This is a genomic window from Flavobacterium sp. LM4, from assembly GCF_002017935.1.
Lineage (GTDB): Bacteria > Bacteroidota > Bacteroidia > Flavobacteriales > Flavobacteriaceae > Flavobacterium > Flavobacterium chungangense.
In genome coordinates this window covers 1,751,463-1,768,575 of the sequence record NZ_MUFW01000001.1, presented here as the reverse complement: position 1 = coordinate 1,768,575, position 17,113 = coordinate 1,751,463, and the positions used below count along the sequence as shown (strand labels likewise).

Annotated in this window: 13 protein-coding genes; all 13 read left to right on the top strand. The window is 34.1% G+C overall.

Annotated elements, in window-relative coordinates; all coding sequences use genetic code 11:
• The first annotated feature begins 92 nt into the window (after positions 1 to 92).
• The 13 genes from BXU10_RS07960 (at position 93) to BXU10_RS07900 (ending at position 17,026) form a co-directional block, all read left to right on the top strand.
• Positions 93 to 656 (top strand): DUF4256 domain-containing protein, encoded by a 564-nt coding sequence (locus tag BXU10_RS07960; protein WP_078226888.1) that lies wholly within the window; start codon positions 93 to 95, stop codon positions 654 to 656.
• A 111-nt stretch (positions 657 to 767) separates the two neighbouring features.
• Positions 768 to 1,985, top strand: coding sequence for an MFS transporter (locus BXU10_RS07955; RefSeq protein ID WP_078226887.1), 1,218 nt, complete (start codon positions 768 to 770; stop codon positions 1,983 to 1,985).
• A 301-nt stretch (positions 1,986 to 2,286) separates the two neighbouring features.
• Positions 2,287 to 5,124, top strand: coding sequence for a carboxypeptidase-like regulatory domain-containing protein (locus BXU10_RS07950; RefSeq protein ID WP_078226886.1), 2,838 nt, complete (start codon positions 2,287 to 2,289; stop codon positions 5,122 to 5,124).
• A 19-nt stretch (positions 5,125 to 5,143) separates the two neighbouring features.
• Positions 5,144 to 6,496 carry a DUF5689 domain-containing protein gene (locus BXU10_RS07945; RefSeq protein WP_078226885.1) on the top strand — a complete coding sequence of 451 codons (1,353 nt, stop codon included), beginning with the start codon at positions 5,144 to 5,146 and terminating at the stop codon, positions 6,494 to 6,496.
• A gap of 296 nt (positions 6,497 to 6,792) precedes the next feature.
• A complete protein-coding gene (locus BXU10_RS07940; RefSeq protein WP_031454006.1) occupies positions 6,793 to 7,656 on the top strand; it encodes a hypothetical protein in 864 nt (287 codons plus the stop codon).
• Between the two features lie 162 nt (positions 7,657 to 7,818).
• Positions 7,819 to 9,048 carry a GTPase HflX gene (hflX, locus tag BXU10_RS07935; RefSeq protein ID WP_031454005.1) on the top strand — a complete coding sequence of 410 codons (1,230 nt, stop codon included), beginning with the start codon at positions 7,819 to 7,821 and terminating at the stop codon, positions 9,046 to 9,048.
• A 675-nt stretch (positions 9,049 to 9,723) separates the two neighbouring features.
• Complete coding sequence (locus tag BXU10_RS07930; RefSeq protein ID WP_123921968.1) at positions 9,724 to 11,295, top strand: O-antigen ligase family protein; 1,572 nt, start codon at positions 9,724 to 9,726, stop codon at positions 11,293 to 11,295.
• Positions 11,296 to 11,317: 22 nt separating this feature from the next.
• On the top strand, positions 11,318 to 12,844 hold the full coding sequence (locus tag BXU10_RS07925) for a hypothetical protein (RefSeq protein WP_078226883.1): 1,527 nt from the start codon (positions 11,318 to 11,320) through the stop codon (positions 12,842 to 12,844).
• A gap of 34 nt (positions 12,845 to 12,878) precedes the next feature.
• Positions 12,879 to 13,745, top strand: coding sequence for a hypothetical protein (locus BXU10_RS07920; RefSeq protein WP_078226882.1), 867 nt, complete (start codon positions 12,879 to 12,881; stop codon positions 13,743 to 13,745).
• Between the two features lie 76 nt (positions 13,746 to 13,821).
• Positions 13,822 to 15,243 (top strand): T9SS type A sorting domain-containing protein, encoded by a 1,422-nt coding sequence (locus BXU10_RS07915; protein WP_078226881.1) that lies wholly within the window; start codon positions 13,822 to 13,824, stop codon positions 15,241 to 15,243.
• A gap of 1 nt (position 15,244) precedes the next feature.
• The gene (locus BXU10_RS07910; RefSeq protein ID WP_078226880.1) at positions 15,245 to 16,000 is read left to right on the top strand and encodes a hypothetical protein; all 756 of its coding nucleotides are present in this window, start codon (positions 15,245 to 15,247) and stop codon (positions 15,998 to 16,000) included.
• 28 nt (positions 16,001 to 16,028) lie between these two features.
• Positions 16,029 to 16,508 (top strand): hypothetical protein, encoded by a 480-nt coding sequence (locus BXU10_RS07905; protein ID WP_078226879.1) that lies wholly within the window; start codon positions 16,029 to 16,031, stop codon positions 16,506 to 16,508.
• Positions 16,509 to 16,519: 11 nt separating this feature from the next.
• Positions 16,520 to 17,026 carry a hypothetical protein gene (locus tag BXU10_RS07900; RefSeq protein ID WP_078226878.1) on the top strand — a complete coding sequence of 169 codons (507 nt, stop codon included), beginning with the start codon at positions 16,520 to 16,522 and terminating at the stop codon, positions 17,024 to 17,026.
• Positions 17,027 to 17,113 lie beyond the last annotated feature (87 nt).

Sequence of the window (17,113 nt, the reverse complement as noted above, 5' to 3'; positions counted from 1 at the left end):
TTGAAGGTTTTGATCTTAAAAAGGGCTTCGACTCCGCTCAGCCTGACAACTAAATTTAAATTAAAACTAACTTGCTAAAAAACCTTTTTGTCATGAAAAACAAAAAAGAATTGTTACCGGAAGAATATGATCAGCTGCTTAAAACTCTAAAAAACCGTTTTGAGAAAAACATAAACCGTCACCAAAATATGGATTGGGAAAAAGTGCAGATAAAACTGGAAGCTAATCCTGAAAAACTATGGTCTCTTAATGAAATGGAGAAAACCGGAGGCGAACCGGATGTTGTAAGTTTTGACGAAAAAACAAACGAATACATTTTTTTTGACTGTGCTGCAGAAAGCCCCAAAGAAAGAAGAAGTTTTTGTTATGATCGTGAAGCACAAGAATCAAGAAAAGAATTCAAACCAAAAAACAATGTTATTGACATGGCTGCCGCTATGAGCATTGAACTTTTATCCGAAGAACAATACAGGGAATTACAAAAGCTTGGAAAATTTGACCAAAAAAGTTCCAGCTGGATAAAAACGCCTCCTGAAATTAGAAAACTTGGCGGTGCGCTTTTTTGCGATTATCGTTATGAAACTATTTTTGTGTATCACAACGGAGCTGAATCGTATTATGCAGCAAGAGGTTTTCGGGGAGTACTAAGGGTTTAAATTCACAATTTATAAACAATAACGTTGTATATTTAATAAAAAATTCGTTGTTCTTTAACTTTAAAATAGGAATTCCGTACCTTTGTATATACAAATTTAAAATGTATTTCTGTGATAGATTTCAATCCATTAGCCTTATTCCAAACCAAAGGAAAAATCAAAAAAGTCTATCGGGTGGCAAAAGCTTCCTATTTGAATAGAATTCGTTTTGCTGTTGGAATGTTTTATTTTGGAATGGGTTTGAGTTTTGCCACCTGGGCAAGCAGAATTCCGGATATTAAAACGGCTTTGCATTTAAGCGAGGGAGAATTAGGTTCTGTTCTTTTTGCACTTCCGGTGGGGCAATTGATTATCATGCCTTTTTCGGGCAAAATGGTAACTAAATTTGGAAGTCACCGCATTTTGATTTTCTCTTTAATCATGTATGTTTTCAGTCTGACCAATTTAGGTCTGGCGGCAAGTGCGCTTCAGCTTTCCTTGGGATTATTCACCTTTGGTATATTTGGAAACTTAGCTAACATCGCCGTGAACACTCAGGGCGTTTATACTGAAACACTTTTCAAAAAAAACATCATGTCATCCTTTCACGGCATGTGGAGTTTTGCTGGATTTACAGGCGCTTTGGTGGGGCTGGGTATGCTGTCACTTCATTTAACTCCTTACCATCATTTTATAATTGTAGGAATTGTTGTTTTGTTGATGGTTGCTTTCAATTTTAAATTTTTGGTTAAAGCAAAAGAAAAAATTAAACCCAAGAAAGAAGGTAAAAAATTATTTACCAAACCCGATAGCTCCTTATTATGGCTCGGAATAATTGGTTTTTGCAGCATGGCAAGCGAAGGCGTTATGTTTGACTGGAGCGGAATTTATTTTAAAGATATCGTAAAAGCTCCGGGTGCTTTGGTAATTTTAGGTTACACTTCATTTATGATTATGATGGCCAGCGGGCGCTTTATTGGAGATGCTATGAATAATAAATTTGGCCGAAAACGCGTCATGCAAATTAGTGGCTGCATGATTTCTTTGGGTCTTTTTACGGCTGTCTTCTTTCCGTACATTATACCTTGTACAATTGCTTTTATGATTGTTGGTCTGGGTGTTTCTACTATAGTCCCAACTGTTTACAGCCTTGCAGGTAAAAACCCTACTGTGTCAGCAGGTGAAGCCTTAACCATAGTTTCAAGTGTTAGCTTTCTTGGATTTCTTATGGGCCCTCCTGTTATTGGGTATGTTGCAGAAACCTTTGGGCTTAAATTTTCTTTTGCCTTTATTGGAATCTTTGGCGTTTTGATTGCTTTTATGGTTTCTAAAATAAAAGTATCAGCATAATCTAAATCATTTCGCAAATTTTATAAGAAGATAATTCTGCATATAAGTAATTTTTAACAAGAAAAAACAAATAAAAAGCAATTTTATAGTATCTTTGTAATATAATTCACATCTAACTTTAAAGTTATTAATGTTTGAAAAAAATTAATACCACTAATTTACTTATTTTCAATCATTTATATTTCCAAACTCAATTTGATTTTTTTGACTGAAATTTCTGAAATTCAAAGTTTCAGTCAAAAAACTATTTACACCCTTTTCCTTTTACAGGAAAAGGGTTTTTTTAAACAAATTTGGTTTCATGCATAAAAAATTATTGGTTCTTACCTTATTTATAACTTTCAAAATTGCTTCTGCTCAGGAAAAAACTATTTTTTCAGGACTGGTTATCGATTCTAAAACTCAAAGTCCATTAGAAAACACCGTAGTCAACATTCAAAATTCAACATTGATGCAACTCACCAAAAAAGACGGAACATTTGAACTGCATTCAGATCTTTCAGGTGAACAATTACTTTTAGTACACACTCAAGGTTATAAAGATTTACTACTAAAAGTTAATTTCAATTTTGGGCAAAAAGTAAATCTCGGAATCTTAGTATTAGAAGAAGATCAAACAGAAAATTTACAGACAACTATTATTTCGCTTTTAGAAAGCGATTTAGAAGAAGATAATACCTCTTCTGAAACTACCTCCGGACTTTTACAATCTTCGAGAGATGCATTTTTACAGATAGCAGCATTCAACTGGGGTCAGGCGAGATTCAGCGTTCGTGGATTAGACAGTGAAAACGCAACTATGATGCTTAATGGCATGAAAATGAATAAAATTTTTGACGGCAGACCACAATGGAATAACTGGGGAGGATTGAATGATGTACTTAGAAATCAGGACTTTTCAATAGGTGCAGCTCCTTCCGACTATACTTTTGGAGGTATTTTAGGTACTCAGCAAATTTTTACACAGGCATCTGCTTATAGAAAAGGAACCCGAATATCTTTCTCGGGAACCAATACAAATTATAACTGGAGAACCATGGTTACCTATGCTTCAGGAATGAAAACCTCCGGTTGGGCGTATGTTTTTTCAGTTGGAAAACGCTGGGCCGGCGAAGGCTATTTTGAAGGAACAAATTATAATGCGAACTCTTTTTTTATAAGTGTAGAGAAAAAATTAAACCCGCAGCATTCTTTAAATTTTACCGGTTTTTATACCCCAAATGTCCGAGGGAAAAACGCTCCTAATACTAACGAAGTAATCAATCTAAAATCTGAGAAATACAATTCTTATTGGGGCTATCAAAATGGTGAAAAAAGAAATGCAAGAGTAAAAAATGTAGAAGAGCCACTATTAATGCTTAATCATTATTTTAAAATAAATGACCACACCAACCTCACTTCGGCTGTTATGTACCAATTCGGAAAAATCGGTAACAGCAATATTGATTACCAAAATGCAGACAGTCCTGACCCAACTTATTACAGGAAATTGCCCAGTTATTTTAGTTCACTTTATGCTGTCGACAATGGAGAATTTTCGGGAGAATTTACTCCTGATTACAAAAATGCGGCAATAAGTAAAACCTTGTTTTTGGCAAATTCGCAGATTGACTGGGATGCAATGTACAAAGCCAATCAGAAAGCTGTAGCAAATTCTGAAGGAATTATTACAGGATATGAACCTTCAAAAAGCCATTATGTTCTTTATGAAGACAGAACCGACGACAAAACTTTAGCGTTTAATTCAAACCTTACTACGCAGCTTACAGAAAACATTTTTTTTAGCGGAGGAATACTTTTTAAAAATCTAAAATCACATAATTTTCAGAATCTTCTGGATTTATTAGGCGGTGAATATTTTGAGGATATTGATTTATTTTATAAAGGAGACCAATCTCAATCGGATCTAAAAAACCCGGATCGTGAGGTAAAAACCGGTGATACTTATGGCTATAATTTTAATTTTTATGCTACAACGGCAGAAGCTTTTACGCAGTTTCGATTTGTGTACAGAAAAGTCGATTTTTACTTAGGAAATTCTTTTTCAACTTCAAAATACCAGAGAGAAGGTTTATACCAAAACGGCATTTATCCGGACAATTCATTCGGCAAAAGCGAAAAAGTAAATTTTGAAAATTTCGGATTCAAAGGCGGACTTAACTATAAAATTTCAGGAAAACAATGGCTGTTTTTTAGTGGAATGCATCAAACCAAAGCGCCTTCTCTCCGAAATACTTTTTCTAATTCGAGACTAAACAATTCAATTGTAAACGGAATCGAAAACGAAACTATAAGTAGTGCTGATCTCAATTATGTTTACCATTCCCCAAAACTAAAAATGCGTATTTCAGGTTATTATGCATTGATAAAAAATACAACAAAAACATCCTTCTTTTATGCCGAAGGAATTTTTGATGACGGAGCCGGCTATGACAATACAGATGCTTTTGTGAGTCAGACACTGACCAATTTAGACAAGAAAAACATCGGTGCCGAGTTAAGCCTTGAATATCAGGTTTCATCTACTCTTAAAAGTATTTTCTCAGCGGCTTACGGAAGTTACACCTATAGCAGCAATCCAAATGTTTTGATTACCAATGATGCCAATGCAGTGGTTGCAGATACGGAAAACACATTTGATTTTGGTAAATCCTTACTCAAAAATTACAAACAATCCGGTATGCCGCAACAGGCTTTTTCATGTGGAATAGAATATCGTGATCCTAAATTCTGGTGGATTTCTGCTAATCTCAATTACATTACAAACAGTTATGTCGATGTTTCTCCAATTTCAAGAACCTCCCGGTTTTACATCAATCCTGCCAGTGGTTTTAATTTTCCCGAGGCTTCAGAAGAACGGGCAAAAATGCTGTTAAAACAAGAAAAACTAAATCCGGTATCCCTCTTAAATATAACCGGTGGAAAATCCTGGCGCATTTACAATAAAACAATCGGACTTTTTGCCAGTGTTAACAATATACTTGATTTTAAATATAAAACAGGCGGGTTTGAGCAGGCAAGAAATTCAAACTTCAGAGAATTGAATCAGGATGTTTCCAGCGGAACTCCTTCTTTTGGACCCAAATATTTTTATGGCTACGGAAGAACTTATTTTGTGAATATGACTATTAATTTATAATTTAAAAATACTTTTTCAAATGAAAATCAGCTATAAAAGTTTCATATCAATATTATTCCTATTCCTTTTTTGTAATTGTAATGAGGATGTCAACATTCCAAAATTAGAATGCACGCAGCCTGATTTAATCGTAAACAGAACCGTTGAAAATGTGCTGAAAACGGCAACCATTACTGCTACAAAATATGTTTACGATGATATAATTGAAGCTTATGTAATTTCAAGTGATGAAAACGGAAACTTTTTTAAAATCCTGTATCTTCAGACTCTGGCGACAGACACCAAGCCAGCTGTTGGATTCAGCGTTGCTATAGATGCGACAAACACTTTTATAGATTATCGTGTTGGAAATAAAGTGTACATCAAATTAAAAGACCAGTTTACCGATTTATTTTATGGAGGAATGCGAATTGGAAGTCTGTATGAAGGCAATTCAGGAGCCGCTTCGGTAGGAAGAATTTCTCAAAATGATTATAAAAAAGTAGTACATGCTTCGTGTACGATGCTCGATGAAGATCAATTAGTCAATTCAATTTCTATTGAAGAAGCTTTAGACGACAGCAAACTAAACACGCTTATTGAATTGTCTGATGTTCAGTTTCTGGAAGCAGCTATTGGCCGTCATTATTTTGAAGAGGCGAATAATGTTGGAGGATCTACCAACTGGGGCCTTAGAGATAAATCCGGAAATCAGATCATTTTCAGGACCAGTAGTTTTGCTGATTTTTCAGACCATTTAGTTCCTGAAGGCAGCGGAAAAGTACGCGGAATTTTAACCAAATATGCTTCCGATTATCAATTAATGATCCGTTCAGAAAAAGATGTTGTTATGGATGGAAAAAGCAATATTCCTTTTTTTACCGAAGATTTTCAAACGGTTACCAATAATGTCAATTTTGCATTACCAGATTGGAGCAATATCGTAGAAAAAGCTTCAAAATTATGGAGAACTATGGTTACCTCCGGAAACGGTTATGCAGAATTTAACACTACAAGCACAACAGCTGCTCAAAATATTGCCTGGCTGGTAACGCCAAAAATTAATTTAACTCAATATAAAAATACGGTATTGTCTTTTAGAAGTGCACAACATGACTTAAAAGTCAATTCGGCTTTGAACACTTTAGAAGTTTACATCTCAACTAATTTTGACGGATCAAATGTAACCAAAGCCACCTGGATAAAATTAGATGCCAAAGTAGCGTCACTTTCTACGCCAACACGCCAGTTTATTAGTTCCGGAGGGATTGATTTATCTGCTTATTCAGGAAATGTAAATATTGCATTTAAATATATAGGATCCGGAAAAGACAAGACACTTAACGGAGCATTTATGGTGGACGATGTGAAAATGTTTGGAGAAAAAAATTAGCTAATAACTAAACATCAAATAATAATTAATTCAAGTTGGTAGTTAATAGCTTTGTTTAATTGTAATCCAAAAACAACTAAAGTTAGTTAATAAATTTTTTAATCTGTATTTTAAAGAAGCAACCAAAATAATAAACACCTTTAAAATCAATAATAAACCAGTTAAAATTTAGAAAATATAATAGATTACAAAGTACAAATGGTTTATGAATTAATTTTAAAAATTATTTTAATCATAAATTGTTAATTTTTTATAGAATTTTGTATTTTGGTCGTCCCAAATCAATTGAAATACATATGAAAAAAATCTACTTGTTTGCCATCATCGCAATGGTTTCTACCAGTTTATTACACAGTCAGGACAGCCCAGTTCGCTTAAAACAAATTAACATTGTAAAAACAAATTACCAAAATTCTAAAGACGGTGAAATTGTAAACAAAACAGTTCTTTTTAAAGACGGAAAAATTGAAAGCATCACAACTTCAGATGTTATTCAGAAATTCTTTTACAATAAAAATGGATTATTGGATATGACCGTGAAGGATAAAATTGGGAGCGACTGGAAAGAAGTTATTAATTACACTTATAACGCAGATAACAATATTACAAAATTTGTAAACAAGTATCACGAAGGTAATGACTACATAACTAAAACCGTGACCTTTTCATACGACGGTGCAAGAATAAAAGCAATAACAAAGAAAAGTACAAATCACCAGAATATCCTTGAAGATATCGAATATATTGTAGAAAACGGCATTATTGTAAGACGCACCTCACGTGACAGAAATAAGGCCATTATTGGTAAAATTGAATATGTCTATGTAAATGACAACGTATCAAAACATAAGGGGCTTGTTGGAGATAAGATCTCTAAAACGTATACTTTTGATGATAAAAAGTCTGTAGATCAGTTAATCGTTCAGAATTTATTTGGCGATAATTATAAAATTATTGTTCCAATGATTTCATATCATGAAAATGAATTTAGCTTTGAAACAATATCTTATAATAATGAAGTAAATTTCAGCCCTACTTCTACTGCTTTAGTTGCCGTAAGCAGAAAGTACAAATACAATAAATTAAATTTTCCTATTTCATGCTCTCAAATTGAAGAAAACGGAATTGTAAAAACAGAAAAAACATTTATTTACGAATAAACACTGTATTTCAGTTTACTTTAAACCATTTAGAGAATTAATTTTCTAAATGGTTTTGTTTTTATACAAGGTCTGCAACAATTTCTTAAATAGAACTTAAAAACAATATTCTATAAGTGTTAGTAGTTTACAAATCATTAAATTTGCAACTTATTCAAAGCTATGTTAGAAAAAGAAGTTATAAATTTTGAGAAAACAGCTATTGTTGGTATTGTAACTCAAAATCAAAGTGAAGAAAAACTTAACGAATATCTGGATGAATTAGAGTTTTTGACTTTTACCGCCGGCGGTGAAGTGATTAAACGCTTTTCGCAAAAAATGGAACGCCCGAATCCTAAAACTTTTGTGGGTACGGGAAAAATAGATGAAATTAATCTTTTTGTAAAAGAAAACAGTATATCAACTTTAATTTTTGATGATGAATTAACGCCATCGCAGCAAAAAAATATTTCTAAAATTATAGATTGTAAAATTCTGGACAGAACTAATCTTATCCTGGATATTTTTGCGCAAAGAGCCGAAACATCGTATGCCAGAACGCAGGTAGAACTGGCACAATGCCAATATTTATTGCCAAGACTTTCTGGTTTATGGACACACCTTGAGCGTCAAAAAGGGGGTATTGGTATGCGTGGTCCGGGTGAAACTGAGATTGAAACCGACAGACGTATTGTGCGTGACCGAATTTCGCTTCTGAAAGATAAAATCAAAACCATTGATAAACAAATGGGAGTTCAGCGCAGCAATCGTGGTGCAATGGTGCGTGTAGCGCTGGTAGGATATACCAATGTTGGAAAATCGACTTTAATGAATGCCATTGGAAAAAGTGATGTTTTTGTCGAAAATAAATTATTTGCAACTTTAGACACGACTGTTCGAAAAGTCGTGATTAAAAACCTGCCCTTTTTACTTTCGGACACGGTAGGTTTTATTAGAAAATTGCCAACTCAATTGGTAGATTCTTTTAAAAGTACACTTGATGAAGTTCGCGAAGCCGATTTATTGCTACACATTGTAGACATATCACATCCTGAATTTGAAGATCATATTGCCTCTGTAAATCAGACTTTGCAGGATATTAAAGCACATGAAAAACCAGTTATTATGGTTTTCAATAAAATTGATGCTTACAAACATCTGACGATTGATGAAGATGATTTAATGACTGAAAAGACGCCAAGACATTTTACACTTGAGGAGTGGAAAACAACCTGGATGCATCGTTTAGGCGAAGATAATGCTCTGTTTATTTCGGCTGCCAATAAAGAGAATTTCGAAGAATTCAGGGAAAGGGTTTACGAAGCTGTCCGACAGATTCATATTACGAGATTCCCTTATAATAAATTCCTGTATCCGGATTACAAGGATGCAATTGAGAAGGACGAAGAATAAAAATTCCTTCAATTAAAAGCAAGATTATCCCTTTTGAAAAAATCAAAAGGGATTTTTTGTTTAATACTATCCCCTATTTTATCCATTGTCTTCTAACACCATTTAGACGTACACCCATTTTTTCATAAAAATTATCAAAAAATCAGGAAACCATAAGACTGCTTTTTTTATAATTCTAAATGATACAAATCAAACTCATAATAATTTTGCAGAACCCACATTTACTTCGCTAAAGCATTTTATATTAAAGATTTAATTTGTTCGATTTCTGCTTACAGAACAAAAAATATATATCTTTTTTTATATAAATATCACTAAAAGTGGGTATTGCTCTACTGACATCATAAGTATATTTTTACAAGTGTATATATTACAAATATTTACATTTTAACAATCTATAAATGGTTAAAAATATTCAACGTGAATCATCTCTCCCAATCTAATATCCTCTCTAAAGTCTGCTTTTTATTATCCTCTTTATTGTTTTTAAGCTGTTTAATCAATTTCAAAATATTTATATACAGTAGTTTCTTTAATTATTTTTCATTTATAATAGGAAGTGGAGTAATTTTTACACTAGTTCTTATTTGGAAATATCGAACTACAAAGAATAGTATCGGAATTAAAATAACATTGCCCTTTGTTCTTTTTTTAGCTTGGGCACTATTTGTCTTTGTGCAAACAGGAATAGCAGTCCAGTCTAAGAATTATCGTATTGCAATACTATTTGTGTTTCTTATTTCTTTTATAATTTTAAGAAAAAACCAGACAATCGTTTTTTATAGAGCCGTTGCCTTTATTGCTGCATTACAAGGCATCTGGTGTATCCTGCAATATTTAGGCAAAATTCCCAGTGAAAATGCCAGCTTTGAAGTTACAGGAAGTTTTGCAAATCCGAATGTGGTAGCCATGTATATGGCATTGTCTCTTCCGGCATTACTCTGTTTATGCTTCAAGACGTCTGTCTTGAATTTAAAAATCATTCATTATCTGATGCTTTTAACCGTATGCATTGGATTATTTCTTTTAGAATGCCGTACAGCATTATTAGGTGGTGCATTTTCCTCCGGACTGTTTCTGATATTCTATTTTGATATACTCAAACGCTATAAAATTAAATACGTTTTATTTGGAATTCTGACAGTAGCAATTTTATGTATCCCTGTAGCAAAACAATTATACATTGATAAAAAGGATTCAGCAGACGGCCGCAAACTTATCTGGACTATTTCTTCACAAATGATATTAGATTCTCCTGTAAGAGGATATGGGACAGGAATGTTTGAAAAAGAATACAATCTTAAACAAGCTAAAGCCATACAGGAAGGAAAACTAAATCAAAAAGAGTTAAAAAATGCTTCGTTTGTATTGATGGCTTACAATGATTATTTAGAACAAGGCATAGAAGGCGGTATTACTGCCATAGTATTGTTTATTACAATGCTAATTTCCTTTTTATATCCATCCAAAAAAAACAACGACATAGTCTTAGAAAGTGGTGCTAATGAAAATCTAAAAATACATTATGCTGCTTATGCCGGTTTTGCTTCCTTTACGTTAATGGCAATTTTTAATTTTATAATCGAAGCAATTCCCGTTATGCTTCTTTTTTGTTGTTACGCAGGAATTTTATGCAATAGTGCCAATCAAAAAAAAATTGTTGAATTAAACATTGCACCAAGCAGATTCAAAACAGTACTTCTCATAGTTATCTGTATTACTGTTTATATCACTTACAGCCAATTAAACCAGGCTAAAGCAAATCGTGAGAATAAAAAAGCACAAGAGTTTCTAATGGCAGGAAATTTTGATGAAGCTGAAAATTTGCTTTTACCGTTGAGGGAAACTCAGCAAAACTCTGTGAGTTTTTGTATAATTTATGGCAATCTTCTGTATGCGCAGCATAAATATGGAGAAGCTTTATACCAATTTAATTGTGCCAAAAAATTCAGTGCTAATCCTAAGCTTTATGACATGTCTGCCCGATGTCTGCTTAAATTAAAGGATAGAACAGGAGCAATATCAAATTTATATCAGCTTACGACACTCTCACCTAAAACAATGAAATATAAATTCAATCTGATGCAAGTTTTGAGAACCGACAAACAAATAAAATTAGCCTGTATGATGGCGCAGCAGATTGTGAATATGCAACCTGTTCAACGCAATGAGTTAACTGAAAAATATCAAAAAGAGGCAAATCTATTTTTGAAAAGCTGCCAAAATAATACCGCAAATTCAATTTAAACTTTAAATCCAATCTCAAATTATGGGTAAAATTATAATGATGTTATTGCTTCTTTCGAGCCTGTATGTTTGCAGCCAAAATAACTTACCAAAAAATGTAACAGCAGTATTAGAAAAAGCAGGAAAAAATCGGGGTGAGCTGGAAAAAGTAATTCAGCAGTATAATAAAAATACAGCAGACAGTCTGAAGCTAAAAGCCTCTTATTTTTTGATTTCAAATATGGATATTCATTCTTCTGTCGATTATTACTGGACAGATGGAACAGGAAAACGCATTCCTTATAACGAAATGGATTATCCTGATTTTGTAACTGCTGTTAAAGCTTTTGAAGCAATAAAATCAAAATATGAAAATATAAAACCAGTACCCTATGTTTATAAAGATATTGATACTATAAAAGCTGATTTCTTAATCAGGAATATCGAAAATGCTTTTGCTGTCTGGAAACAGCCTCAATCCAAAAACATATCATTCACTGATTTTTGCAATTATATATTACCATACAGGGTGGGTTCAGAACCTTTGCAGGACTGGCGAGCTGTTTATCATGAAAAATTCGGATGGATTGAGGATAGTTTAAAAACACAAAACACTGAACAGGCATTACATTATTTTGCAAAAGATATGAGAACATGGTTTGTCAACACCTGGGATCAGGAACAGCGAAAAGAACCTTTACCTCATTTGGGCCCCATACAGTTACTAAACCGCAAAAAAGGAAATTGTGATGACATTGGTAATTTAATGACTTACACGCTCCGTTCTCAGGGATATTGCGCTTCACTGGAAAGTGTTCCGTATTGGGCAACATCCACAGGTACTCATTTTTTCAATAGTACTTTTTCGTCTGAAGGAAAGCTGATTCCTTTTGATGTTTCCACAGCTAATATAAAAATCGATAATTTTTCGAGAGAGCCTTCTAAAGTCATACGCATTACCTATGCAAAACAGCCGGATGTATTGGCTAATATCATAGATCGCGAACAAATACCTCCGGGATTTATGCGCAACAAAAATTACATGGACGTCACGGCAAACTACTGGCAAACCGGAAGTCTGGAAACACCACTTTTTACCATTCCGTCTCAACCGTCAATAGCATACGTATGTGTATTTAACGGTATGAAGTGGAAACCTACCTGGTGGGGGAAAATAAATAAAGGCAAAGTAAAATTTGATAATTTATGCAAAGGAGCCGTTTTTTTACCTGCTTATTTCGTAGACGGAAAAATACAAGCTGCCGCATATCCTATTGCTTCCGGATACCAGCACCAGCTGACACTAAAGCCCGATTTGGCAAATACCCGAAATGTAACTATTGAAGAACAGGACAAATACCTCAAGTTTAGATTAGACAAAAAATACACCCTGTATTACTGGAACAATAACTGGATTTCTATGGGAGAAAAAACGGCTGTAGAAGGAAGTTCTTTCCTTGTTTTTGAAAAAGTTCCTAAAAATGCATTATTACTGCTAATTCCCGAATATTCACAAGGTAAAGAAAGACCTTTTATTATAACTGACAACCAGGAAAGAATCTGGTTTTAATTCAAATAATTATTAACTATTTAACCATCAAACCATGAAAAAAACAATTTTTGGACTAGTAATTAGTCTTGCTCTTTTTTCGCATTCAATGAATGCACAAAACAACCAAAAACAAACATTTAAAGATCAGTATCTGCAACAAGCTGAAAAGAATGCTGATGCAGAGGCAAAAGCACAAATGGTCTTAATTACCCGTAAATACAAATTAGATTCTGAAACTTATAAAACGCTTTACCAGACCTATTACAATCGTAGAATTGAACTGGAGAAAGCCATGATGTCAACGGAGAAATCCAAAAAATCGCAAAACAATCTTACCCATGTCATTTTAAAATACGATTCGATCTCTAATCATTATGTACAAGCCTTAAAAAACAAAAATCTTATCGGCGATAAAATATTGCGTCCGGATGATAATTCAAAATTTGCAAGTGCTGTCAGAAACAGGGAAAAGCTAAAATTGGACAAAACACAAATTGACAGCCTTATCTATCAAAGTAAGCTGATGGCTGAAAAGAAAGCAGAAAACGAATCTTTGGATTTAAAGTCTTACGAAAGAAAAATATTGCCGACCATTCTTACGGATGAACAATACACTCAACTGTTAATTGACTTGAACAAAAAAACGGCTAATGCCTGGGCAAAAGGCTCCTGGCAAAAAATGAAAGAACGGGGGATTGATCAGGGACTGGACAGTACCAAAGTACACAATGAACTTTTCAATTACAATTTAGCCAAACTGGTAAAAAAAGAACGTTTTGGCAAGGATGTTCCAAAAACAAGCGAAAGCATGCGTAAAATGAATACAACTCTTCCGGAATCCCTTAGAAGATTACAATCTGATGAAGCCCGTAATACCTCGAAAAAACCGGAAGAGACCAAAACCAAATTTGCATGGTAAATTCAAAAACTTTCTTTTTAGAAAAAGTCATATACAAAACATATAGGTTTCTTAACAATTATTAAAAAAACCGTACATGAAAAAAATTATCCAAATAATAGTGCTCCTGTTATCACTGCAGCTCTGGGCACAAACCAAAAATAAAGTTGTCATAACCTCACTGGATATGGCAAAAATGCAGCTTAACGAAAATCATTCTTTTTACAATCCTGAAAAAGGATTTCTTTCCTGTAAAAAGGCCGCAGAAGAAGAAGCCATTCCTAAAGCAATGAATATGCTCGCTATTCTTTACAGCGATGGAGTGGGAACAGAACAAAATCAGGAATTAGCATTGAGCTGGTTCCTTAAAGCAGCAGAAGCCGGTTATGCAAAAGCCTGGTTTAATGTGGGAACGATGCACAGAGAAGGACTGGGAACTCCACAGGATTTCAAAAAGGCTTTTGAATACTATTCTAAAGGTGCTGCCTTAAAAGCAACCAGCAGTGTTTTTGGCAAAGGTTATATGCTCTACAAAGGTTTAGGCTGCCAGCAGGATTACAAACAGGCGTTTGAATTGTTTAAAGAATCAAGCCAATACGGTAGTCTGGGTTCAATGTATCTATTAGGAATATGTTATCGCAATGGGTATGGAACGCCTAAAGATTTGGTCGCTGCCAAACAATGGCTTACCAAAGCAGCTAATTATGGCTATGAGCCAGCACAAAACGAAATGATGGAAGCAGAACCTGAGTTTGCCGATTATAAACAAACGCTAACCTCTTATTCAAAGAAAAAAGAAACACATCCGGAAGCTAAAAATCATTTTGAGGCTGTAAAACACCAGATAAATAATCCGGAAACACTGGACGGAAATTATACCGGGTACATTGTTACCTACGATTGGAGCGGACAGCATATTATTGCCAAAGAACCCTTAACTGTCGATTTGAAATCGCAGAGCGATGGTACTTTTAGCGGTACCTGGACAGAAAACGACAAAACCAGTGTAGATTTACATGGCAAAATTACTGATACGGAAGTATTGTTTGATGACACGGCTTACAGCAAAATTGATCATTACAGTGCCAAAAAACCAACTGAATTCGTATTTAAAAATGCCCGTTTACAAACCCTAAACTACCAGGGGACACATTATCTGGCAGGAAATTTACAATTATGGTCTGTAAGGCAAAATGAGCCTGAAAAACCGATGTATATCAGTTTGGTCAAAAACAAACAGGATACTGGTGCTCCATCATTAAAAAATGATCCGTTAGTAATTTATCCTAATCCGTTCAACGACAGCTTTTCATTTAACCTGCGTTTAGAAGAAAAAACTGCCGTTGATATTGCTTTGTACTCTATGGCAGGAACTGTTTTATATACTGAAAAATTATCTCTTCCTGCAGGGAATCACACCCACACCATTGCGGTAAACGTAGCCGATGGATCTTATATTTTAAAGGTAAATTACAACAATAACAGTAAATCGACAATAGTAATTAAATCTAAATTGTAAAATGAAAAAAATACTGTTTTTAATACTATTTTTGACGGGTATAACGCCTGTTTTAAAAAATAATGCTATAAATTTGGTTTGCTATTCCTCCTATGGACAGGAGGATTCCTTGGGACTGGAGGAGGTCGTTATTTGTAACGAGCCAGATCAGATTACAGTTGATGATTATGGCAGTTATACTATGACCGAAACCTGTGTATGGTCTAATAAAGATGGTATAGATACCAATGATTGTGAATGGAATTGCTCATCTGTTCGTAGTGAGAATGAGCCTCCTGATGATAATGATGATAAACCAGACTGCACTGGAGAAATAGGCGGGTCTGCCTATCTAGCAAGTTGTGGCTGTATAGGAGGATCAACAGGGATTGAATCTTGTGATTCTGACCCTGGTAATCCTGATCCTGGAGGCCCTGGAAACCCCTGTGGAAATGAGGTTATGTGTGATAGTGGTTATCAGCTAAATTACACAACCTGCAACTGTGTATGTACCAGGACATGTCCTACAGGATATAGATTAGAAAATTGTGAATGTGTTAAAATAAATACACCTCCGCCACCTGATCCCGATTTAGATCCATGCAACTCTGCCGCAACAGCTGCAGGAACAGTAGCTAGTAATATTATGAAAAATAATAACGTAAAATCTGCATTCGACAATTTACCTGCATTTACATACGCTACTAACCCCGAACAAAACGAATTTATATTTAACATAAAAAAAAATAGACGGAAATATCACGACAACTCCAATTAGAGAAATACTGCCCGATGGGGGGTCTAGTATGGACTTTACAGTAAATGTAATTGCCGACATTCATATTCATACACCTCCAGGGGCTTTTGCTCCTTCAGCTCAAGATTTAAAAGCTTTAAACAATAAACGGGGGCTAACAAGTAATTTCACAACATCGTATGTTTCATCTGCTGATGGAAACATTTATGCCTTATACATTAATGATGCTGCTAAACTAAATACTTTTATCAATAACAACTCTGGATTTGTTGGAACTGATAATAATTTTGCACACGGAACGAATATAGGAGATTTATTTTGGGAGACAAATGATAACCTACAAATAGCGGGATATACACCACAGGAAGCTTTTACAAGAGCTACTGCTCATGTCCTGCAGAATGCTGGTGTCACTTTATTAAAATCTAATGCAACAACAATTAATTTTAAAAAAATTGACTTGAGAGAGGATGCTCCAGCCACGAGCCCGAATGGAATTCCTGTTTACAGTATTATTGATTGTAACTAAAACTTATAAAAATGAAAAAAATACTATTTATGCTATTTACTGTTTTGGTAGCCTGTAAATCCAAACAAGAAATTAGACCTCTGGAAAAAGAAAACATTATAGCTATTTCTAAAGATAAAAATCCAAACTATAAAACACTAAAAGAATTTCAGGGAGATACCTTAAAATACCTAGAAACAAATTTTCTTCAAAACCGAGATTTTTACAAAGGAAAACCTTTAGACATATTATTAAATGATTTGGAAATTGACATACAATATTGTTCAAATTCTTATGGTTCAAATTTATACTTAAGTAACGGTCTAAGTTTAAATTTTCATACCCGAACAGAAAAAAGAGTAAAAATAAAAGATAAAAAGAACCCACTTGTATTAACTATTGATTGGGAGACTCCCTTACCCCAAGAAAAAATAATTGAACTATTACGCAAAAATAATGGTCAGTGGACAGAAGAAGAGAAAAATTATTACGGGCAAAATATAATAAAAGAAATAGGTATGGTTGTACCCAATTACTAATAAGCCTTAAAGGACTTGTCTAAAAAGCCAGACAAGCCTCTTTATTTTATTTTTTTGAAAACAGGATCAGTTGATCTATAAATTAAC

What these genes read in the sequence shown, in the direction of transcription:
- BXU10_RS07950 (WP_078226886.1), top strand. Translation starts at nt 2,287, where the DNA reads ATGCATAAAAAATTATTGGTTCTTACCTTATTTATAACTTTCAAAATT.
- BXU10_RS07945 (WP_078226885.1), top strand. Translation starts at nt 5,144, where the DNA reads ATGAAAATCAGCTATAAAAGTTTCATATCAATATTATTCCTATTCCTT.
- BXU10_RS07900 (WP_078226878.1), top strand. Translation starts at nt 16,520, where the DNA reads ATGAAAAAAATACTATTTATGCTATTTACTGTTTTGGTAGCCTGTAAA.
- BXU10_RS07920 (WP_078226882.1), top strand. Translation starts at nt 12,879, where the DNA reads ATGAAAAAAACAATTTTTGGACTAGTAATTAGTCTTGCTCTTTTTTCG.
- BXU10_RS07915 (WP_078226881.1), top strand. Translation starts at nt 13,822, where the DNA reads ATGAAAAAAATTATCCAAATAATAGTGCTCCTGTTATCACTGCAGCTC.
- BXU10_RS07910 (WP_078226880.1), top strand. Translation starts at nt 15,245, where the DNA reads ATGAAAAAAATACTGTTTTTAATACTATTTTTGACGGGTATAACGCCT.
- BXU10_RS07960 (WP_078226888.1), top strand. Translation starts at nt 93, where the DNA reads ATGAAAAACAAAAAAGAATTGTTACCGGAAGAATATGATCAGCTGCTT.
- hflX (WP_031454005.1), top strand. Translation starts at nt 7,819, where the DNA reads ATGTTAGAAAAAGAAGTTATAAATTTTGAGAAAACAGCTATTGTTGGT.
- BXU10_RS07905 (WP_078226879.1), top strand. Translation starts at nt 16,029, where the DNA reads ATGGACTTTACAGTAAATGTAATTGCCGACATTCATATTCATACACCT.
- BXU10_RS07925 (WP_078226883.1), top strand. Translation starts at nt 11,318, where the DNA reads ATGGGTAAAATTATAATGATGTTATTGCTTCTTTCGAGCCTGTATGTT.
- BXU10_RS07940 (WP_031454006.1), top strand. Translation starts at nt 6,793, where the DNA reads ATGAAAAAAATCTACTTGTTTGCCATCATCGCAATGGTTTCTACCAGT.